Source organism: Rhodanobacter sp. GW835-FHT13D09 (genome assembly GCF_058793995.1).
On record NZ_JBXAGL010000001.1, the window covers coordinates 382034 to 401689 of the forward strand.

The window sequence follows — 19656 nt, forward strand, 5'->3', positions numbered from 1 at the left end:
TAGCAGCCGCACTCACCCGGAAAGCGTGAACACGCATTCGTCCGCCCCGTAACTGCGGCAACAGACGGGAAAGATCCACAATCCATCCGGCGCGATGGCCGGCCCCAGCAGGCCCTCCAGGAAGCCGCTGAAAAAGCTGCAGCCGGAGCGGCCGTGCTGCGCGCACAACGGGCTATGCCGCAGATGCAGTTGGCCGCCGCGCCGCTCGACCTCGACGAATGCACGCAGCGCCGGCACGCCGAGGGCATCGAGCGCCGTTTGCAGACTCAGCCCGGTATCCTGCGCATATTCGCGCTCGAACAGCCACGCGCCGGCGCGCTGCCCGGCCAGTCGCAGCGAGGATTCGCGCGCGCCGGCGGCGACGGCGCGCTCCAGCGCCAGCAGGCGTGGCACGATTCGCGGGTATTCGTGCGCGAGGTCGGCCAATGCCTGCTCGACAGCGGGCATCTCCGCCTCCAGCATGGCCAGTTCGACGAACGGCTCGGGCGCGGGTTTCGCCGACGCGGACGCCGACGGCCGCCGGACCAGAAGCGCGTCGAACAGCTCCAGCTCCATCGCCGGCGGCACGACCGGCGCGACGTCGACGGTCGCCCGCGCCACCCGCATGGTTGGCGACGCAGAGGCCGGTGCCGATGCGGGTATCGATGCCGGTGCCGACGTGGGCCCGGGCGCCGGCGGGCGCCGGCTGATGACCCGGTCGCCAGGCAATTCCGGCTCTCCCTTTGCGGGAACCGGTCGCACGGCATCGACGGCAACCGGCTTCGTCGCAGCGGGTACCACACCGGCTGCTGCAGCCGGCGCCGCCGCGGGCGAAGTACGCGCAGGTACCGGCGCGGATACCCGCGTTGGCGGCGCATGGCTGGAGATCGGGTGCGAGGCGGCGAAGTGCGGCCGCAACTCGCCTTCCACGAACGGAAAGACCTTCACGCTGACAAAGCGCTGATAGGCCTCCAGCTCGGCCTCGAGCGCGCGCCTTTTGCGCGACGACCCCTGCACCACCATCGTGAGCAGGGTACCGTGGTCGTCCTCCACCAGACGTTGCCGCAACAGGGTGAATCCGCTGGCCAGGACGAATCGCCCGACCTCGACCAGCAGACCTCCCCGGTGTTCCGAGAGAGCCTGGATTTCCAGCTCGATCATCCATCCTCCAGCATGCGCCCGTGGCGCGACGCGCCGTGCCGGCCCATGCTACGCCAGCCACGTGACCGAAATGCGGACACAGGGCGCGGAAATCCCGCGCCGGCACCACCATCCTGGCGTTTCGTCCGCGCAGCAGGAAGCCCCGCCGTGGCGGGGCTTCCTGCTGGACTTCCGGGTGCGCTCAGCGCAGGATCGCCGCCGGGTCCTGCTTCGCCTTCAGCGCGCTGCACAGCTGGATCGATTCGCCGGTTTGCGCCAGGCCGCGGCCGATGCCGGCGGCATCCTTCTCGCGGGTCCTGAAGAATGCCTGCAGGCGGTCGTACTCGGCGCTGGAGCAGCCGCCGCCCGCGGCCAGCGACGGCAGGCGGCCGCCGGAGAAGCTGCCGGTGCGCTCCAGGATCTGCGCGTAGTGCGCGGTGAACCACGACCACACCGCGTCGCGCCGGGCCAGCGTGTCGCGGCCGCCGCGCAGCAGCATGGCCATCTCGCCGACCTTTACCGGCCTGGTCAGCGCGAAGTCGCGCACCTGCTCGGCCAGCGCCGGATCCTCCACGCTGGCCAGGCCGCCGAGGATGCCGTTGCGCAGGGCCGGGTCGCTGGTCTTCGGCAGTTCGGCGATCAGCGCGTCGACCGCGCTCTTGCCGTGCTCCTGCACCGCCACGCCCAGCGCGTCGCCGAGCAGGTCGGGATCGGCGGCGGCCAGGTCCAGACGGCCATCCGCCTTCGGCCTGAGTGCCGCCTCACCCTGCTTGAGCAACGCCGCGCGCACTTCCGGCAGCTTGAAGTCGAACGCCAGCGAGCTGGCCACGCTGCTGCGCATCAAGGCGGCATCCTCGGATTCGCCCGCCTTGCGCTGGTAGCCCAATTGCTCCAGCCGCGGCAGGTAGGCGTCCTTCGCCCACGCGGCCAGATGCGCGCGCTGGGCATCGGTGACGGCAATGCGCTGGTACAGCCCGCCGACCATGCCCAGCGGCGCGAGCGCCACTTCGCGGATCTTCGAACCGGCCAGCGGCTGCAGCGCGGCCAGTACCTGGCCCGCGTCGAGGTCGCCGCGGCGGAAGCTGGCGTTGATCGCATCGGCGTAGGCCAGCTGCTCGGCGTCGCCGAGCTTGCCGACCTGCTTGATCAGGCTGTCGAGCCCGGCCCTGTCGAGGCTGAAGCGGTAGTAGCCGCTGGCGTTCGCGTTCGGCATCACCCAGGTCGGGTTGCTGGCGCCGGGCAGCACCATCGAACCGCTGGCCTTGTCGAGCATCTCGCAGGCGACCTTGCTGGACGGCGCTCCATCCTTGCCGCTGGCGGCCACGCCGTAGCGCACGCAGACCGGCACGCCCCAGATGCGCTGCGGGTCGCCGCTGCTGCCGAGCGGCAGGTAGCGGCTCTGGCTCAGCTGCAGCACGGTCCTGCCGTCCTTCTGTTCCAGTCTGGTGGCCACGTAAGGCACGCCGGACTGGTCGAGGAAGCTCTTGAACGCATGCTTGAACGCGTCGCCCTTGCCGGCCGCGGTGGCGATCGCCGAGACCAGGTCGTCGGCGGTGGCGTTGCCGAACTTCTGTTTCTGGATGTACGCGCGCATGCCCTTCTGGTAGGTCTTCTCGCCCACGTAGTTCTCGAACATGCCGATGACGCTGGCGCCCTTCTGGTAGGTGATGCCGTCGAACGCGGTCATGATGTCGCCGTTGCCGGTGATCGGCTGGCGGATGCTGCGCGCGCTGGTCAGGCTGTCGTTGCTCATCGCGCCCTGCGCGCCGCGCACGCGGTCGAGGTCGGCGCGGTATTCCGGGTGCACCTGCATGGTGACCTTCTGCTGCATCCAGGTGGCGAAGGCCTCGTTGAGCCAGATGTCGTTCCACCACTCGGTGGTGACCGTGTCGCCGGTCCACTGGTGCGCCAGCTCGTGCGCGTTGACGTTGAACGAACCGCGCACGTTGCGCGCGGGTGAATCCTTGTCGAGCAGCAGCAGCCAGTCGCGGAACGTCACCAGGCCCGGGTTCTCCATCGCGCCCGCCTCGAAGTCCGGCGCCGCCAGCAGGTCGAGCTTGCCGAACGGATAGCCGAAGCCGTAGTAGTTCTCCAGCGCGTGGATGATGCTGGGTGTCTCGCTCAGCACGTGCTGCATGCGGTGGCCCTCGCCCTTGGCCGCGATGCCGCGCAGCTTGAGCGGTTCGGCGCGCCAGCCGTCGGGTGAGATGTCCGGGCCGTCGACGATGTCCCACGGACCGACCGCGAATGCGACCAGGTAGGTCGGCAGCGGCAGCGTCTGGGCGAAGGTCACCGTCTTCCAGCCCTTGCCGACCGGCTGCTCCTTCACCTGCCTGGTGTTCGCCACCACGTTCTCGTGCTCGGGCACGGTGATGGCGATGTCGAACGGGGTCTTGAAGCCCGGCTCGTCGAAGCCGGGGAAGGCGAAGCGCGCGCTGATCGGCTCCATCTGCGTCATCGCGTAGGGCTGGCCCTTCGCGGTGACCTTGTACAGGCCCTGCAACTGCTGGTTGAGCGGCGCGGTGTACTCGAACTTCAGGGTCAGCTGCTGCGGCTTGAGGCCGCTGCCGAAATCCACCCGCGCCACGCCGGCCTTTGGGTCCACAGCGACGTACTTGCCGGCGTGCGCCTTGCCGGCGGCGTCGGTGACGGTCACCTTCGACACCGTAAGCGACGCGCCGTCCAGCCACAGGTGGTCGGAGGCCTGGGTTAGCTTCACCCTGATCGTGGTGGTGCCGGAGAAATCCTGCTGCGCCGGATCGACCTTGAACGCCAGCTGGTACGACTGCGGCACGGCCCAGCCCGGCAGCCGGCCCTGCGGCGCCTGGTCGGCGCTGGCGGCGAGCGCAGCGCCGCAGCAAGTGGCCAGCGCGGTAAGCAGGAAGGGACGGGCGAGTCGGCGCATGAGGGGCTCTCTGGCGGGGGAAAATCCCAAGCTAGAGCCGGCATGGCCTCCGCCCCAGTGCCAGAAGGCATGCCGCCGTGCGGCCGGCGTAGCCGGAGCCGCCTGCGAAAAATCCAAAAAAAACCGGCGATGAAGCTGACTTCATCGCCGGCCGGGAAGCCCGCGCGCCTGCGGGGGAGAGCGAGGGGAAACTCCGACGCGCGGGGTATTGCGAGCACAACGTGGGCGCAGGATAGGTGGCCCGCTTGCATTGCTCCAATTGATTGTTACCATCCCTGTCATAGCGTATGGCTATTGCCCAACCGGGACGATCCATGAACCTGCGCGATCTGCAGTACCTGGTGGCCCTGGCCGAACACCGGCATTTCGGCCGCGCCGCGGACGCCTGCTTCGTCAGCCAGCCCACCCTTTCCACCCAGATCAAGAAGCTGGAGGAGGAACTGGGCGTGCCGCTGGTCGAACGCACGCCGCGCAAGGTGCTGCTGACCGAGGTCGGCCGCGACATCGCGATCCGCGCGCGCGACGTGCTCAACGGGGTCGAGCAGATCCGCAGCGTGGCCCGGCGCACGCTGGACCCGGAATCGGGCACGGTGCGGCTGGGCATCTTCCCCACCTTGGGTCCGTACCTGCTGCCGCATGCCTTGCCGCTGGTGCGCCAGGCGTTCCCCCAGCTGGAATTGCTGCTGGTCGAGGAGAAGACCGAGGCGGTGCTGCGCCTGCTGCGCGAAGGCAAGCTGGACGCCGGCATCCTCGCCCTGCCGCTGCACGAGGACAGCCTGCATAGCGAATTCCTGTTCGAGGAACCGTTCCTGCTGGCGGTGTCCGGCGAACACCCGCTGGCGCACAAGCAGGGTCAGCTGAAACTGGCCGACCTGTCCAACCAGAACCTGCTGTTGCTGGAGGACGGCCACTGCCTGCGCGACCAGGCGCTGGAGGTGTGCCATCTCGCCGGCGCCGTCGAGCGCAGCGGCTTCCGCGCCACCAGCCTGGAGACACTGCGGCAGATGGTGGCGGCGAACGTCGGCATCACCCTGCTGCCGGTCACCGCGGTGAAGCCGCCGGTGGCGCCGGTGGCGAACCTCCACCTGATCGAGTTCAGGGGCCAGCCGCCGAGCCGGCGCATCGCCATGGTCTGGCGCAAGAGCTCGGCGATGGCCGGCTTCCTGAAGCGGCTGGCGGCGGTGTTCCGGCAGTTGCCGGCCGACCTGCTGAACCCGCACACGGCCGCCACGCCCGCCCTGCCGCCCGATCCGCCGGCGCGCAAGGCGGCGCGCCGATAGCCGCGGGCTATCCGCCCGATCCAGACAATCAATTTCATCGCAGGCCCGCCGCGCGCTAGGCTCGGCCGGTCACGACCATGAAGGCCGCACGCGCAACCCCTCCCAGCCCAACGCCACGAGGTGATGTCATGAGCAACCTGAAAGGCTCCAAGACCGAGCAGAACCTGAAAGACGCCTTCGCCGGCGAATCGATGGCCAACCGCCGCTACCTGTACTTCGCCGGCAAGGCCGACGTCGAGGGCTACAACGATGTTTCCGCGGTGTTCCGCTCCACCGCCGAAGGCGAGACCGGCCACGCCCACGGCCACCTGGAATACCTCGAGGCGGTCGGCGACCCGGCCACCGGCCTGCCGTTCGGCGGTACCCAGCTGAACCTGAAGAGCGCCATCGCCGGCGAAACCCACGAATACACCGACATGTACCCGGGCATGGCCAAGGCCGCGCGCGAGGAAGGCTTCGGCGAGATCGCCGACTGGTTCGAGACGCTGGCCAAGGCCGAGCGCTCGCATGCGAACCGCTTCACCAAGGCGCTGGGCGACATGGCCTGAGAAGCCGCTGAATCCGTCATTCCCGCGCAAGCGGGAATCCAGCGACTCCGGTAGCGCCCGGTAACGTGAAAGACACTGGATTCCCGCTTGCGCGGGGATGACGGTGGTCGATTGAGCCGCCCGGATCAGGACACCACCATGGCCGACCCCATCCACGAAACGCGCGAAGGCAACCTCGAGGCGCCCACGCGCCATCCGCTGGGCCAGCACGAGCCCGCTTTCTGGGACGCTGCGGCGCTGGAAGCGGAAATGGAGCGCGTGTTCAACATCTGCCACGGCTGCCGCCGCTGCGTCAGCTTGTGCCACGCCTTCCCCACCCTGTTCGACCTGGTCGACGCCTCCGCGACGATGGAGGTCGACGGCGTCGACAAGGCCGACTACCCGAAAGTCACCGAGCAGTGCTACCTGTGCGACCTGTGCTACCAGACCAAGTGCCCGTACACGCCGCCGCATCCGTGGAACGTGGATTTCCCGCACCTGATGCTGCGCGCCAAGGCGGTGGCGTTCGAGCGTGACGGCGCGCCGCTGTCTTCGAAGATCCTGTCCAGCACGCGCACCGTGGGCAAGCTCGCCTCGATCCCGGTGGTGGTGGAGGTGGTCAACGCCGCCAACCGCAACCCGGCCGCGCGCCAGCTGCTGGAAAAGACCATGGGCGTCGACGCGAAGGCGCGCGTGCCCGAGTACTTCGCGCCGACCGCGCGCAGGCGCCTGCGCGATCTCGACGGCCGCGGCGAAGCGGTGCCCGCGGGCCGCACCCACGGCAGGCTCGCGCTGTTCGCCACCTGCTACTGCGACCACTCCGCGCCCGGCGTGGTCGAGGATCTCGCCGCCGTGCTGGCGCACAACGCGATCCCGACCCGGCTGGTCGAGCAGGAAAGCTGTTGCGGCATGCCCAAGCTGGAACTGGGCGACCTCAAGACGGTGACGAAGTACAAGGAGCGCAACATCCCGGTACTGGCGGGGATGGCGCGCGAAGGCTGGGACTTCACCGCGGCGATCCCGTCCTGCGTGCTGATGTTCAAGCAGGAACTGCCGCTGATGTTCCCGGATGATCCCGAGGTGGCGCTGGTCCGCGAGCGCTTCTTCGACCCGTTCGAATACCTCGCCGAACGGCACAGGGCCGGCCTGCTGCAGACCGACTTCAAGACTTCGCTGGGCAAGGTGGCCTGGCAGGTGCCCTGCCACCAGCGCGTACAGAAGATCGGCCCGAAGACGCGCGAGATCCTGCAACTGGTGCCGGACACCGAGATCACCACCATCGAGCGCTGCTCCGGCCACGACGGCACCTACGGCGTGAAGCACAAGACCTATGCGCTCTCGCGCAAGCTGGCGAAGCCGGTGGAAAGCCGCGTGCAGCAGGCCGACCCCGAACACTTCACCAGCGACTGCCCGATGGCCGGCGGCCACATCGCCCACGGCCTGGGCGACAAGCCGGCGGCGGAGCACCCACTGAGCCTGTTGCGCAAGGCCTACGGAATTTGAATGGCGCATGGGGAATGAATCACCCGCGTAGGGCGGGCACCGCCCGCCGCCCTTACCCGCCCTCCCATCGTCGGCGGATCGAAAAGCTGGCGGGCAGTGCCCGCCCTACAGGACTTCACTTGACCTTAAGCCATGCACAAACTCACCCGCGCCGATCTGCTCTCCCTCGAAGCCTATGCGCAGCAACGCGCAGAATTTCGCGCCCGCGTGATGGCGCACAAGCAGCAGCGCACGGTGCACCTCGGCGAGCACCTCACGCTGATCTTCGAGGACCGGCTGAGCCTCCAGTACCAGGTGCAGGAGATGCTGCGCATCGAGCGCATCTTCGAGGCCGCCGGCATCCAGGACGAACTGGACGCCTACAATCCGCTGGTCCCCGACGGCAGCAACCTCAAGGCCACCCTGCTGATCGAATACGCCGACGTCGAGGAACGGAAACGCGAGCTGGTGCGCCTGCGCCATATCGAGCACGCGATCGCGCTGACCGTGCACGGCCACGCCGCAGTCGTCGCGGTCGCCGACGAGGACATGGAGCGCAGCAATGAGGAGAAGACCGCCGCCGTGCACTTCCTGCGCTTCGAACTCGATGCGGCGATGATCGCGGACTGGCGCGCCGGCGTGGTGGTCACGCTGGCCTCGACGCTGCCGGCGCTGCCGGTCGAGGTGGCGCTGACGCCCGGCCAGCGCCACAGCCTGGCGGCGGACTTCGCCTGAGCGCGCGCAAACTCCTGCTCGCGGCCGCCCTGCTGCTGGTGGCGTGGGGCGGCGTCTCGTGGTGGCGTCAACGGCCGCTGCATCCGCCGCCCGGCGTGCTCGCACCCGCCCCCCCGAGCAGGTCGATCTCGACGACGGCGCGAAACTGCAGCGCGGCAACGTCACGCTCACCACCCGCGCGCACTTCGACATCACCGCCCGCGTGCTGTCGCGCAAGGATTATTCCCGGGGTGCCGGCGCCGGACTGATTCCCGAGGATCTCGCGCTCGGCTGGGGCCGCATGTCCGACAGCGCGGTGCTGGCGAAGATCGAGATCACGCAGTCCGACCGTTTCTATTACTGGCACGTCAAGGCGTTCCCGATCCCGCGCCGCGAGATCGAGACCTCCAGCGCCAACATGCACATGATTCCCGCCGACGATGACGTGAAACGCGAACTCGAACAGGTGCGCCAGGGCCAGCTGGTGCACCTCGAAGGGTTCCTGGTCGACGCCAGCCGTGCCGACGGCTGGCACTGGAACACTTCGCTGACCCGCGACGACACCGGCGCCGGCGCATGCGAGCTGGTCTATGTGGAGCGTGTCGACATTTCCGCGCCGTGACGACAGGGCGCAGCCTGGCGCCTCAGCAACGCAGCAGGCTGTACAGCGGCGCGCCGCCCTGCCAGCGGGCGCGTCCCTGCAGCGCCGGCAGCTCGATCACCACGCTGGCGCCGAGCAGTTCGGCACCCAGCTTGCCGACCAGGGCCGCGGCCGCCGCCAGCGTGCCGCCCGTGGCCAGCACGTCGTCGACCAGCAGGACACGCTCGCCCGGTCCGATCGCGCCGGCCTGCGCCTGCAACCGGTCGCTGCCGTATTCCAGCTGGTAGTCCACCGTCACCACCGGCGGCGGCAGCTTGCCGGGCTTGCGCAGCGGCACGAAACCGGTGTGCAGCTTCTGCGCCAGCGCGGCGCCGAAGATGAAGCCGCGCGCCTCGATGCCGCACACCGCCTGCACGCCGCTGCCCTGCCACGGCTCGGCCAGCGCGTCGATGCAGCGGGCGAAGGCGCCGGCATCCGCGAGCAGCGGGGTGACGTCGCGGAACATCACGCCGGGGCGGGGGAAATCAGGGACGGCGCGGATCAGTACAGCGAGGTCTTGCATGGGGTTCCCCTGCGCGGGCGCAGCCGCGCGACTCAGCAGGGCGCGGGGCACGGATCGTCGGGCAGATCACCGACCTCATCGATCGCCTGCCGGGCCTCCACCAGCCGGGCCTCGACCTCGCGCACGATGCCGCCGGCCTCGGCCAGGCTCGATTCGGGCACCATCACCGCGATGTAATCCATCGCCGGCAACTGGCCGACGCCGCCGGTGAGGTATTCGCCGGCGATGAACGCCGGGATGCCGCCCGCCTCCAGCGCATCCTTGACCAGATGGGCATCGAACAGGTTTCCGGCGCGGTAGACGGCGTGCATGTCCCGCACGCTAACCCGCCGCGGCACGCGGGGCAAGGCTTCCGGCGGCAGTGGCGGCGACAAGGTAAACTTGTGCATTTCCACCACTTGATCTGCGAGTCCGAGCCGATGCCGACCGACCACCCCGCCGCATCTGCCGCCCCGACGGCTGCCGTGCCCCAGGCGGCGCCTCCGCAGGACTTCATCCGGCAGATCGTGCGTGACGACCTCGCCGCGGGCAGGCACCACGCGATCCACACCCGCTTCCCGCCGGAGCCGAACGGCTACCTGCACATCGGCCACGCCAAGGCGATCTGCCTGAGCTTTGGCATCGCCCGCGAATTCAACGGCTGGTGCAACCTGCGCCTGGACGACACCAACCCGGGCAAGGAAGACCCCGAGTTCGTGCAGGGCATCAAGGACGACGTGCGCTGGCTGGGCTACGACTGGCACGAGCTGCGCCACGCCTCGGACTACTTCGACGTGTTCTACCGCGCCGCGCTCAAGCTGGTCGGGGACGGCCTGGCCTACGTCGACGACCTCAGCGCCGAGGAGATGCGCGCCTATCGCGGCACGCTGACCGAGCCGGGCCGCCACTCGCCGTACCGCGAGCGCAGCGTGGAGGAAAACCTCGACCTGTTCCGCCGCATGCGCGCCGGCGAGTTCGCCGACGGCAGCAAGACGCTGCGCGCGAAGCTCGACATGGCCTCCGGCAACATCAACCTGCGCGACCCGGCGCTGTACCGCATCCGCAAGGTCGCCCACCAGAATACCGGCGACGCCTGGCCGATCTACCCGATGTACGACTTCGCGCACGCGCTGTCCGACGCGATGGAAGGCATCACCCATTCGCTGTGCACGCTGGAGTTCGAGGACCATCGCCCGCTGTACGACTGGTGCGTGGACAAGGTGGACCTGCCGAACCATCCGGAGCTGTGGCAGTCGGTGGTCGCCGCGGGCCTGGAAGCGAAACCGGCCAAGCCACGCCAGATCGAGTTCTCGCGCCTCAACCTGAGCTACTGCATCACCAGCAAGCGCAAGCTGGCGCAACTGGTCGGCGAAGGCCACGTGGACAGCTGGGACGACCCGCGCATGAATACCCTGCGCGGCCTGCGCCGGCGCGGCTTCACCCCGGCCGGCCTGCGCCTGCTGATCGAACGCGTGGGCGTCTCCAAGCAGAACAGCGTGATCGACTACGCCGTGCTGGAGAACTGCATCCGCGAGGATCTGGACGCCACCGCGGCGCGCCGGATGGCCGTGCTCGACCCGCTGAAGCTGGTGATCACCAACCTGCCCGAGGGCCACGAGGAAACGCTGAGCTTCCCGAACCACCCGAAGGACGAGAGCTTCGGTGCGCGCGAGGTGCCGTTCGCGCGCGAGGTGTGGATCGAACGCGACGACTTCGCCGAGGTGCCGCCGAAGGGTTTCCACCGGCTGAAGCCGGACGGCGAGGTGCGCCTGCGCGGCGTCGGCATCGTGAAGTGCGGGCAGGTCGTCAAGGACGCCGGCGGCAATGTCGTCGAGCTGCACTGTACGCTCGACCCGGAAACCCGCCATGGCCTGCCCGGCGCCGACCGCAAGGTGAAGGGCACCATCCACTGGGTCAGTGCGACGCACGCGGTATCCGCCGAAGTGCGCCTGTACGACCGCCTGTTCAGCGTGCCTGCGCCGGACAGTGAGGAGGACGGCAAGAGCTGGCTCGACCACGTCAACCCCGAGGCCAAGCGCGTGGTGCGGGCGTGGCTGGAACCGGCCGCGGCCCGCGTCGAGCCGGAGCAGCGCTTCCAGTTCGAGCGGCTGGGCTACTTCGTCGCCGACCGCATCGACCACCGCGCCGACGCCCCGGTGTTCAACCGCACGGTGACTCTGCGCGACGTCTGGGCCAGGCCGGCCGGCCAGTAAACGGAGCGAAGGCATGCTGCCGCTGCAAATCCATCTCACCCTGCCGCCGTGGATCGGCGACGTCGCCGACACCAACCGGCGCTACCACAGCGACGAGGAGCGCGTGGGCCTGGCGATCGAGCTGTCGCGGCACAACGTGGAGCGTGGTGGCGGCGGCCCGTTCGGCGCCGCCGTGTTCAACGATCACAGTGGCCGGCTGGTCGCCGTCGGCGTCAACCGCGTACTGCCGCAGAACTGCTCGGTCGCGCACGCCGAGATGATGGCGGTCATGATCGCGCAGCAGCGCCTGAGCCGGCACCGGCTGAACGAGGATGGCGGCCATTACGTGCTGGCCACCAGCGCGCAGCCATGCTGCCAGTGCTACGGCGCCACCGTGTGGGCCGGCATCGACGAGCTGCTGATCGGCGCGCGGACGGAAGACGTCGAGGAACTCACCGAGTTCGACGAAGGCCCGCTGCCGGCCGACTGGGTCGGCGAGCTGCAGCGCCGCAACATTGAGGTCCGCCGCGACATCCTGCGCGAGCAGGCGCGCAGCGTGCTGGCCACTTACGGCGCCACCGGCATACCGTATTGAGCCGCTGGCGCGCCGCGCTGCCGCTGATCCTGCTGGTGCTGGCCGGCATCGTGCTGTTCGCCTCCGGTTCACTGAACCAGCTCACCCCGCACCAGCTGGTGACGCACCAGGCCGAGTTGCACGCGCAGATCGCCAGCCATCCCTGGCTGACCCGGCTGGCCTTCATCGGCCTGCTGACGCTGACCGTGGCCACCGGGATCCCCGGTACCATCGTGGTGATCCTGGCCGGCGGCTTCGCCTTCGGCGTGACCGACGCCACCGTGTGTTCCTCGATCGGCCTGACCCTGGGCTCGCTGGTGCTGTACCTGGCCAGCCGTTACGCCTTCGGCGCCGGCAGCCGCCGCCCGCCGGCCATCGTGGCAAAACTGCACCACGGCTTCGAACGCCACCCGGTGAGCTACACCCTGTTCCTGCGCTTCGTGCCGGTGGCGCCGTTCGGCCTGGTCACGGTCTGCCTGGCCTGGCTGCGCTGCCCGCTGTGGCTGTTCCTCGGCGCCAGCTGGCTAGGCGGCACCGTCGCGCTGATCTTCGAAACCTCGATCGGCGCCGGCCTCGGCGACGCCATCAGCCACGCCAGCAGCTTCGGCCCGGACCTGTTCCTGCGCCGCGAGATATTGCTGCCGCTGGGCGCGATCGCCCTGCTTGCGCTGCTGCCGCTATTGATCGAGCGCCTCACCCGGCGCCACCGACAGGGAACCCGGCGCATCGACTGAATGCCGAGGCTACCTCCGCGCGACCGATATGCCATGCGCACCCGGGCGCCGTGGGCCCCGAAAATTACGCACGATCAGCAAACCGATGCGAACCGCTGCGCGATGCGGAGCATTCCCGCCGGGGCGCCGCCAAGCCGCTTTCCGGGGCCATCCAAAAGATCGTGCACAAAGGGCTCCAACGCCGTCAAATGCCGCTGGATCGGCAAATTGACATTGCTGGGGGAACATCCCATATTCCGGTCGGGGCATGGCGTTAGCCCGTGATGCAGCACACGGACAGGCTTGTCGGTCAACCCACACAATGCCGGCAACCCTAGGGGGGAATATGCCAGCTTCGATCCACACCGATCGACGGTTCACGCCACCGCCGCGCACGTACTTGCGCCGGGCGCAATCCGTCTCTCTCTCGCACGGCTTCACCCTGATCGAGCTGATGATCACGGTGGCAGTCATTGCCATCCTTGCCGCCATCGCCGTGCCCAGCTATTTCCAATACACCCTGCGCTCCAACCGCTCGGCGGCCGAGAGCGTCATGCAGGAGATCGCCAGCGCGCAGGAACGCTACATGGTCGATTCCCGGCAGTTCGCCGGCAACCTGAGCACGCTCGGCTACACGGTGCCGAACACGGTATCGCCCAACTACAACGTCGTGCTGGTGGCCACTGCGAGTTCCGCCTCCGGCGGCACGCCGCCGGGCTACACCGTCACCGCCACACCGATCGGCACCCAGGTCCGCGACACGGCCTGCGCCACGCTCACCCTCAACGGCGACGGCAGCAAGACGACCAGTACCAGCGCCACGAACTGCTGGAAATGATCCATGCGCACATCGCGTAGCCACGGCTTCACGCTGGTCGAGATGCTGGTCACCCTGGCCATCTTCGCCGTGCTGCTGATGATCGCCATTCCCTCGATGCGGCCGTTCCTGCAATCGCAGAGCGTCAAGAACGCCTCGATGGACATCGTCTCCACGGTGGCGCTGGCGCGCAGCGAGGCGATCAAGCGCAACGCCACGGTCGACGTGACAGCCACCAGCCCGACCGACTGGGGCCGGGGCTGGGTAGTCAGCCAGAACACCCCCGCCGCGACCATCCGCAAGCAGCCCGCCCTCGGCAATATCCTGATCACCCCGTCCGGCGGAAGCTTCAGCTTCGACGGCAACGGCCGGATGACCACCACGGGGGCCACGTTCGCGATCGCGCCGATCAACAAGACCGGCGCGCAGCCGCTCTGCCTCAACGTCACCGTGGGCGCCACCGGCCGCGTCGAGTCCACCCAGGTCGCCTGCCCATGAAGAAACAGACATGAAGAACCAGACCGGCATGATGTTGATCGAGGCGCTGGTGTCGCTGGTCATCGCGGCCATCGCCCTGCTCGGCACCGTCACCCTGATGGCCAAATCCACGCGCAGCGAGATGGAGTCGTACCAGCGGGTGCAGGCACTGACCCTGGTACAGGACATGGCCTCGCGCATCAACGCCAACCGGCAGGTCGCCGCCTGCTATTCGAACGGCGCCAACGGACTCAATACGGCCACCACGCCGCTGCCTTCCTGCGCCCTGGGTACGGCCGTCCAGTCCGCCACCGCCAACGCCGACCTCACTGCGTGGCAAAGCGCGCTGCTCGGTTCCCGCGAGGTTTCCGGCAGCTCCAAGGTCGGCGCCATGATCGGTGCCGTGGGCTGCATCGACCAGGTCGACGCCGCCAACCAGATCTATCGCGTCAGCGTCGCCTGGCAGGGCCTGATGCCTACCGTTGCGCCGAAGCTGTCGTGTGGACAGGCCTCGCTAGGCAATACCAACAACCTGCGGCGCGTGATCAGCGTCCAGCTCCAGATCGCCAGCCTCACGACGACATGATGACTCCTCGCGCCCACGGCCAGCCCATGTCGCATGCCCGCCAACAGGCGGGCATGTCCCTGATCGAGCTGATGATCGCCGTCGCCATCGGCCTGGCGCTGCTGGCCGGCCTCAGCTCGCTGTACGTCTCCACCAGCAAGGCACGCACGGAGTTCAACAAGACCTCCGAGCAGGTCGAGAACGGCCGCTTCGCCCTGCAGTCCATCACCCGCGATATCGAGATGGCCGGCTTCTACGGGCGCGCCAGCCCAATGCTGGCCACCTCCGGCTATGCTCTGTCGGATGCCTGCGCCGCAGCGCCCGCCTCGATGGGGTTCAGCACCACTCCGACGCTCACCGTCCCGCTCCCGGTCTACGGGCCAGCGCTGGCCGCCACCGTTCCTCCGTGCCTGGCAACCACCCTTCCTAACATGCGCACGGGCGCCGAAGTCCTCACCGTCAGCTACGCCTCAGGCAGCACCACCGCCACGCCCAGCGGTACCGAGTACTACCTGCAGCGTTCCGGTTGCGGGACCGACAGCGTGTCGCTGGTCTACAGCAACAGCGCCAGCGCCTTCACGCTGCACAACAAGGCAGCCGTCGCCGGCGGCACCTGCAGCACCAGCAGCTCCGCCGAGCTGCGCAAGTATGTCGAGCGCAGCTACTACATAGCCACCTGCGACGTGTGCAGCGGCACTGGCGCCGATACCACGCCGACGCTGAAGATGGCCGAGTTCGTGAACGGTGCGATCCAGGTCTCCTCGCTGGTCACCGGCATCGAGGACGTGCACTACAGCTACGGCATCGATGTCGACAACAACGGCTCGCCGGACTGCTACGTCGACAACCCGTCCGACACCAGCGCCGTACCGACGGCCTGCTCTGCGGCGGTGGCAGCCGCCGCCTACCCGTGGACCGCGTCGGCCACCGTCAACTGGGCCAATGTCACCGCCGTCCGCGTCAACCTGCTTTCGCGCAATCTCGACAAAACCGCCAGCTGGACCGACACCCGCACCTACGACCTGGGTCGCGCCGCGGCGAACGGCCCCTACGGCGACCACTACAAGCGGCACGTCTATGGCACCGTCGCACGTGTCTGGAACATCGGCGGCGTGCGGGAGAACCAGTAATGAAGACCTCGCCGTCCCGCGCTTCGCAGCGCGGCTTCACCCTGGTGATGACGCTGATCTTCCTGGTCATCTTCATGCTCTTCGCCATTTCCATGGTCAGCTCGAGCATGATCAACACCAAGGTCGCCGCCAACCAGCAATACCGGCTGGAAGCCGGCACCGTGGCGCAGCAGGGCATCGAGCAGGTGATGAGCCAGCCGTTCATCCGGGTGCCGATCACCGCCACCACCCCCGTGCCGGTCGACGTCAACGGCGACGGCATCACGGATTTCACCGCCCAGGTCGCGCCCCCCGCCTGCCTCGACAGCAAGGTGATTCCCAATGCATCCCTGCCGCTGGGCGACGTCTGCAAGGTGCCGAACAACCCCAACGGCAACCTGATCCTGCCCGGTCCGTCCTCCTCGGTGTCTCCCCCTCCGACGGCGCCCTCGATGTGCTCCGCAACGGATTGGGACATCCAGTCCAGCGTCGCCGATCCGAACAACACCGCCGTCGCGGTCACCGTGCACCAGGGCGCCTCCGTCCAGGTGCCGATCGGCACGCCCTGCCCCTAACCTCGCATCCGTCCCCGCGGAGTAGCCGCCATGCCCCACGCACGCACCTACCTGAATCACCGGCTGCGCATCCTTGTTCTGATTGCCGCCGCCCTTTCACTACCTGGCCTTGCCAGCGGCGAGGACATCGACCTGTACACCGGCAACCAGGTCAATGGCGGGCAGCCGAACGTGCTGCTGATCATGGACAACGCGGCGAACGGCAACTCATCTACCACGCTCGCCGCAGGCAGCAATTGTCCCTCCTGGATAGCCACTAATCCCACCAAGGCGCATGACTTCGAGGCGTGCGCGCTCTACAACATAGTCGGTTCCATCGGGGCACCAGGCAGCACGCTGAACGGCCAGGTCAACATGGGCCTGATGATGTTCAACGGCGGCAATGGCGGGTTGTTCTTCTACCCGAACCCCGTGCCGACCCCACCCGGCCCCCTGCCTTTGCTGAATACCTCCGGCGCCACCGCGTTCCAGAGCGCGATCGCGGGCACGCCCGGCGGCGGAACCGGCCCGGGCACGGCGGCCGTCAGCACCAACTCGAACAATCTCGACGATTCGATGGAGGAGGCCTGGGCTTTCTTCACCGGTACCACCGGCCTGTCCGGGACCACGTACACCAAGCCAACCAGCAACACGTGCCAGAAGAACTTCATCATCTACCTGGCCAATGTGAGCAACAGCAACGCGCCCAAGACCGCCAACAGCGTCACGCTGCCACAATCGACCCTGGCCACGGCCATGGGCGTCCCCGCCAGCACCAACCCCATGTCGCCGCCGATGATCCCGCTGAGTCCCGCGGGCTACCAGCAGAACTGGGGCGACGAATGGGCGAAGTTCATGTACCAGTCCGACCTTTCCGGCATCTCCGCCTCGGTCGCGCACAACCCGCAGAACATCATCACCTACACCATCGCCGTGTCGAATGGTTGCGAGGCCACGCAGCAAAAGTGCGCTGACCACATCAACCTGATCAAGAGCATGGCCGCGAACGGCGGCGGCAAGTACTTCTACGTCAGGTCAGGCGACGTGAGCGCCCTGGTCAAGGCGCTGACCGCGATCCTGACCGAAGTACAGGCGACCAACAGCGTGTTCGCCTCGGTGAGCCTGCCGGTCAGCGTGAACGCCCAAGGCACCTCGCTCAACCAGGTCTACGTCGGCATGTTCCGCCCGGACGCCACCGGCGCGCCGCGCTGGGCGGGCAACCTCAAGCAGTACCAACTCGGCTACGACGCCAACAAAAACGTGGTGCTGGACGACTCGCTGGGCAACCCGGCGATCAGCAACGCCGGTACCGGCTTTATTTCGCCCACCGCGATCAGCTTCTGGACGGCGGACCACCAGACCGGTACTCCGCGCGACGGCCCATTCACCATCACCGCCAGCGGCTACAGCAGCAGCATCGTCGCGAACTGGCCGGCCACCGGCTTCTGGGTCAACCACCCGACCGGCTCCGGCGGTGCCTTCGACGCCCCCGACGGCGAGGTCGTCGACAAGGGTGGCGTGGCCGAAATGATCCGCGCGGACTACCTCACCGACCAGTCGACGCGGGTGATCTACACCTGCACCAGCGTGGGCGGCTGCCCCACCTCCGGCACACCGTTGCCTACGTTCGATGCCACCACGCTGGGCGGCAACACCCTCTTCGGCACCAGCTCGACCACGACGCCCACCACCACCAACCTGATCAACTGGATCCGCGGCACCGACAACAACACCAGCAGCCCCGGCACCGAAAGCCCGGCAGGGCCCGGCTCTCCGGTCACCATACGCCCCTCCATCCATGGCGACGTGCTGCATTCACGACCGGCGGTGGTCAACTACGGCGGCTCCATCGGCATCGTGGCCTTCTACGGCTCCAACGACGGCTTCTTCCGTGCCGTCAACGGCAACAAGGATGCCACCTCTCCGGGCGTCATCGCGATGGCCAGCGGGCGACTGGTACGCCCCGGTGGCGAACTGTGGTCGTTCGTCGCCCCCGATTTCTTCAGCAGGTTCCAGCGCCTGTACAACAACAGCCCGCTGCTGACGCTGGGCTCCGCCAGCGGCAGCGGCAAGCCCTACTTCTTCGACGGCACCACCACGGTCTACCAGGACCTGCGCGTAGCCGGCAGCCCGAAGACCTACATCTACGTCACGGCGCGCCGTGGCGGCCGGCTGATCTATGCGTTCGACGTGAGCAACCCGACCAAGCCGCCGGTTTTCCTGTGGAGCAAGACCAACGCCGACATCCCCGAACTCGGCCAGACCTGGTCGCAACCCAAGCTGGCCCTCGTCAAGGGTCACACGGACCTGAGTGGTAATCCCATCCCCGTGGTCGTCATGGGCGGCGGCTATGACACCGCCGAGGATACGGATCCGGTGGCCACCGCCGACACCATGGGCCGCGCGATCGTGGTGCTGGATGCCTTCAACGGCAGCACGGTGTGGAGCGCCTGCCCATCCGGCTGCACGGCTGCGGTACCCGGCATGACCTATGCGATCCCGTCCGACATCACCCTGCTTGATCGCAACGGCGACGGCTACACCGACCGCCTCTATACCGGCGATCTCGGCGGCAATATCTGGCGCGTCGACGTCGACGACACTTCCCCCGCCAACTGGAAGGTGACCAAGCTTGCCAGCCTTAGCACCACCGGCACCGGCACCAGCAACGCCTGCGCCAGCAACCCCACCGGCGCGCGCAAGTTCTTCTATCCTCCAGATGTCACGCCGACTCCCAGCTTCGACGCGGTGGTGGCGGCCAGCGGCGACCGCGAGCATCCCCTGGCGTCGAACGCATCCTCCTGCGTGGTCAACCGCTTCTACATGCTGAAGGACACCAACACCGGCACCAGCGTGGCCAGCGGCTGGGCCACGATCACCCAATCCATGCTCACCGACGAGACCGGCGCCGCCGCTGGAACGACCGCGCCCTATTCCTCCACCAGTACCACGTCGGGGTTCTATGTCACCCTGACCCACTCCGGCGAGAAGGCGGTGAATGCGCCGCTGTCGGTGGCCGGCTACACCTACTTCGGCACCAATACGCCGGTCGATCCGAAGCTGAATCCCAGCATGTGCTACCCGAACCTGGGCATCGCGCGCGGCTACGCGATCAACTTCCTGACCGGCGCGGGCCAGAACAGCAACGGCTACATCGTCTTCGACGGCGGCGGCCTGCCGCCCTCGCCGGTATTCGGCCTGGTCGAAGTCACCCCCGGCAGCGGCGTGTATACCCCCGTCCTGATCGGCGGCGGCAACCAGACCGGAACGGGTGGCGGCAACAACACTTCGGCGCTGGGTGCCAACAAAGTCACCCCGCCCAACACCGGCAAGCGCAAGCGCACCTACTGGTTCACCGAGGGCCTGAAGTAATCGTTCGGCAAAGCAGGTTCCTCTGCGGCTGCCGGCAACCCCGGCAGCCGTTTTCTTTGGGTGCGCCTCGCCAGATATGCCACGAAGAACCAAAAAAAAAGCGCCCAGGGGGCG

The 19656-nt window shown here is 68.0% G+C and carries 18 protein-coding genes; 14 read left to right on the plus strand and 4 right to left on the minus strand.

The genetic code is table 11. The features are described from left to right. Positions 1 to 12: 12 nt before the first annotated feature. Together AC1Q5A_RS01805 and AC1Q5A_RS01810 are read right to left on the minus strand one after the other, a co-directional pair. Positions 13 to 1140, minus strand: a complete 1128-nt coding sequence (locus AC1Q5A_RS01805) for a hypothetical protein (RefSeq protein WP_492697666.1) — start codon at positions 1138 to 1140, stop codon at positions 13 to 15. A gap of 181 nt (positions 1141 to 1321) precedes the next feature. Further along, positions 1322 to 4024: a M1 family metallopeptidase gene (locus AC1Q5A_RS01810; protein ID WP_492697669.1), complete on the minus strand. Its 2703-nt coding sequence runs from the start codon at positions 4022 to 4024 to the stop codon at positions 1322 to 1324. 314 nt (positions 4025 to 4338) lie between these two features. On the opposite strand from AC1Q5A_RS01810, the gene AC1Q5A_RS01815 reads away from it, so the two are divergent. The 5 genes from AC1Q5A_RS01815 to AC1Q5A_RS01835 all read left to right on the plus strand — a co-directional run bounded on the left by AC1Q5A_RS01815 (position 4339) and on the right by AC1Q5A_RS01835 (position 8649). Next, positions 4339 to 5304, plus strand: coding sequence for a LysR substrate-binding domain-containing protein (locus AC1Q5A_RS01815; protein WP_492697671.1), 966 nt, complete (start codon positions 4339 to 4341; stop codon positions 5302 to 5304). 128 nt (positions 5305 to 5432) lie between these two features. Next, positions 5433 to 5852 (plus strand): rubrerythrin family protein, encoded by a 420-nt coding sequence (locus AC1Q5A_RS01820; protein ID WP_492697673.1) that lies wholly within the window; start codon positions 5433 to 5435, stop codon positions 5850 to 5852. Between the two features lie 138 nt (positions 5853 to 5990). After that, complete coding sequence (locus AC1Q5A_RS01825; RefSeq protein ID WP_492697676.1) at positions 5991 to 7334, plus strand: (Fe-S)-binding protein; 1344 nt, start codon at positions 5991 to 5993, stop codon at positions 7332 to 7334. Between the two features lie 132 nt (positions 7335 to 7466). Next, entirely contained in the window at positions 7467 to 8048 is a 582-nt protein-coding gene (locus AC1Q5A_RS01830; protein ID WP_492697680.1) for a DUF3501 family protein, read from the plus strand. Between the two features lie 43 nt (positions 8049 to 8091). After that, positions 8092 to 8649 (plus strand): hypothetical protein, encoded by a 558-nt coding sequence (locus AC1Q5A_RS01835; protein ID WP_492697685.1) that lies wholly within the window; start codon positions 8092 to 8094, stop codon positions 8647 to 8649. Between the two features lie 22 nt (positions 8650 to 8671). On the opposite strand, the gene AC1Q5A_RS01840 is transcribed toward AC1Q5A_RS01835, so the two are convergent. Continuing rightward, complete coding sequence (locus AC1Q5A_RS01840) at positions 8672 to 9190, minus strand: adenine phosphoribosyltransferase (protein WP_492697690.1); 519 nt, start codon at positions 9188 to 9190, stop codon at positions 8672 to 8674. Positions 9191 to 9222: 32 nt separating this feature from the next. After that, entirely contained in the window at positions 9223 to 9501 is a 279-nt protein-coding gene (locus AC1Q5A_RS01845; protein WP_492698097.1) for a putative signal transducing protein, read from the minus strand. Between the two features lie 108 nt (positions 9502 to 9609). Here AC1Q5A_RS01845 and AC1Q5A_RS01850 point away from each other — a divergent pair, with 108 nt between their 5' ends. From AC1Q5A_RS01850 to AC1Q5A_RS01890, 9 genes are all read left to right on the plus strand, one after another. Then, positions 9610 to 11382, plus strand: a complete 1773-nt coding sequence (locus tag AC1Q5A_RS01850) for a glutamine--tRNA ligase/YqeY domain fusion protein (protein ID WP_492698099.1) — start codon at positions 9610 to 9612, stop codon at positions 11380 to 11382. Positions 11383 to 11395: 13 nt separating this feature from the next. After that, positions 11396 to 11956, plus strand: coding sequence for a nucleoside deaminase (locus tag AC1Q5A_RS01855; RefSeq protein ID WP_492697692.1), 561 nt, complete (start codon positions 11396 to 11398; stop codon positions 11954 to 11956). Further along, positions 11953 to 12669, plus strand: a complete 717-nt coding sequence (locus AC1Q5A_RS01860; RefSeq protein WP_492697694.1) for a TVP38/TMEM64 family protein — start codon at positions 11953 to 11955, stop codon at positions 12667 to 12669. Before AC1Q5A_RS01855 ends, AC1Q5A_RS01860 begins: the two co-directional genes overlap by 4 nt. Before the next feature lie 325 nt (positions 12670 to 12994). Continuing rightward, positions 12995 to 13486: a type IV pilin protein gene (locus tag AC1Q5A_RS01865; protein WP_492697696.1), complete on the plus strand. Its 492-nt coding sequence runs from the start codon at positions 12995 to 12997 to the stop codon at positions 13484 to 13486. Between the two features lie 3 nt (positions 13487 to 13489). Continuing rightward, positions 13490 to 13963: a GspH/FimT family pseudopilin gene (locus tag AC1Q5A_RS01870; protein WP_492697698.1), complete on the plus strand. Its 474-nt coding sequence runs from the start codon at positions 13490 to 13492 to the stop codon at positions 13961 to 13963. Between the two features lie 10 nt (positions 13964 to 13973). Beyond that, the gene (pilV, locus tag AC1Q5A_RS01875; RefSeq protein WP_492697700.1) at positions 13974 to 14528 is read left to right on the plus strand and encodes a type IV pilus modification protein PilV; all 555 of its coding nucleotides are present in this window, start codon (positions 13974 to 13976) and stop codon (positions 14526 to 14528) included. A gap of 26 nt (positions 14529 to 14554) precedes the next feature. Continuing rightward, positions 14555 to 15637: a PilW family protein gene (locus AC1Q5A_RS01880; protein WP_492697702.1), complete on the plus strand. Its 1083-nt coding sequence runs from the start codon at positions 14555 to 14557 to the stop codon at positions 15635 to 15637. Next, complete coding sequence (locus AC1Q5A_RS01885) at positions 15637 to 16191, plus strand: pilus assembly PilX family protein (RefSeq protein WP_492697704.1); 555 nt, start codon at positions 15637 to 15639, stop codon at positions 16189 to 16191. Before AC1Q5A_RS01880 ends, AC1Q5A_RS01885 begins: the two co-directional genes overlap by 1 nt. Positions 16192 to 16221: 30 nt before the next feature. Next, on the plus strand, positions 16222 to 19542 hold the full coding sequence (locus AC1Q5A_RS01890; RefSeq protein ID WP_492697706.1) for a pilus assembly protein: 3321 nt from the start codon (positions 16222 to 16224) through the stop codon (positions 19540 to 19542). The last annotated feature ends 114 nt before the right edge of the window (positions 19543 to 19656 follow it).

Excerpts from the sequence above, each read along its gene's own strand:
- AC1Q5A_RS01815 (WP_492697671.1), top strand. The coding sequence starts at position 4,339 with ATGAACCTGCGCGATCTGCAGTACCTGGTGGCCCTGGCCGAACACCGG.
- AC1Q5A_RS01855 (WP_492697692.1), top strand. The coding sequence starts at position 11,396 with ATGCTGCCGCTGCAAATCCATCTCACCCTGCCGCCGTGGATCGGCGAC.
- AC1Q5A_RS01850 (WP_492698099.1), top strand. The coding sequence starts at position 9,610 with ATGCCGACCGACCACCCCGCCGCATCTGCCGCCCCGACGGCTGCCGTG.
- pilV (WP_492697700.1), top strand. The coding sequence starts at position 13,974 with ATGAAGAACCAGACCGGCATGATGTTGATCGAGGCGCTGGTGTCGCTG.
- AC1Q5A_RS01845 (WP_492698097.1), bottom strand. The coding sequence starts at position 9,501 with ATGCACGCCGTCTACCGCGCCGGAAACCTGTTCGATGCCCATCTGGTC.
- AC1Q5A_RS01890 (WP_492697706.1), top strand. The coding sequence starts at position 16,222 with ATGCCCCACGCACGCACCTACCTGAATCACCGGCTGCGCATCCTTGTT.
- AC1Q5A_RS01805 (WP_492697666.1), bottom strand. The coding sequence starts at position 1,140 with ATGATCGAGCTGGAAATCCAGGCTCTCTCGGAACACCGGGGAGGTCTG.
- AC1Q5A_RS01885 (WP_492697704.1), top strand. The coding sequence starts at position 15,637 with ATGAAGACCTCGCCGTCCCGCGCTTCGCAGCGCGGCTTCACCCTGGTG.
- AC1Q5A_RS01870 (WP_492697698.1), top strand. The coding sequence starts at position 13,490 with ATGCGCACATCGCGTAGCCACGGCTTCACGCTGGTCGAGATGCTGGTC.
- AC1Q5A_RS01825 (WP_492697676.1), top strand. The coding sequence starts at position 5,991 with ATGGCCGACCCCATCCACGAAACGCGCGAAGGCAACCTCGAGGCGCCC.
- AC1Q5A_RS01865 (WP_492697696.1), top strand. The coding sequence starts at position 12,995 with ATGCCAGCTTCGATCCACACCGATCGACGGTTCACGCCACCGCCGCGC.
- AC1Q5A_RS01830 (WP_492697680.1), top strand. The coding sequence starts at position 7,467 with ATGCACAAACTCACCCGCGCCGATCTGCTCTCCCTCGAAGCCTATGCG.
- AC1Q5A_RS01810 (WP_492697669.1), bottom strand. The coding sequence starts at position 4,024 with ATGCGCCGACTCGCCCGTCCCTTCCTGCTTACCGCGCTGGCCACTTGC.
- AC1Q5A_RS01840 (WP_492697690.1), bottom strand. The coding sequence starts at position 9,190 with ATGCAAGACCTCGCTGTACTGATCCGCGCCGTCCCTGATTTCCCCCGC.
- AC1Q5A_RS01880 (WP_492697702.1), top strand. The coding sequence starts at position 14,555 with ATGTCGCATGCCCGCCAACAGGCGGGCATGTCCCTGATCGAGCTGATG.
- AC1Q5A_RS01820 (WP_492697673.1), top strand. The coding sequence starts at position 5,433 with ATGAGCAACCTGAAAGGCTCCAAGACCGAGCAGAACCTGAAAGACGCC.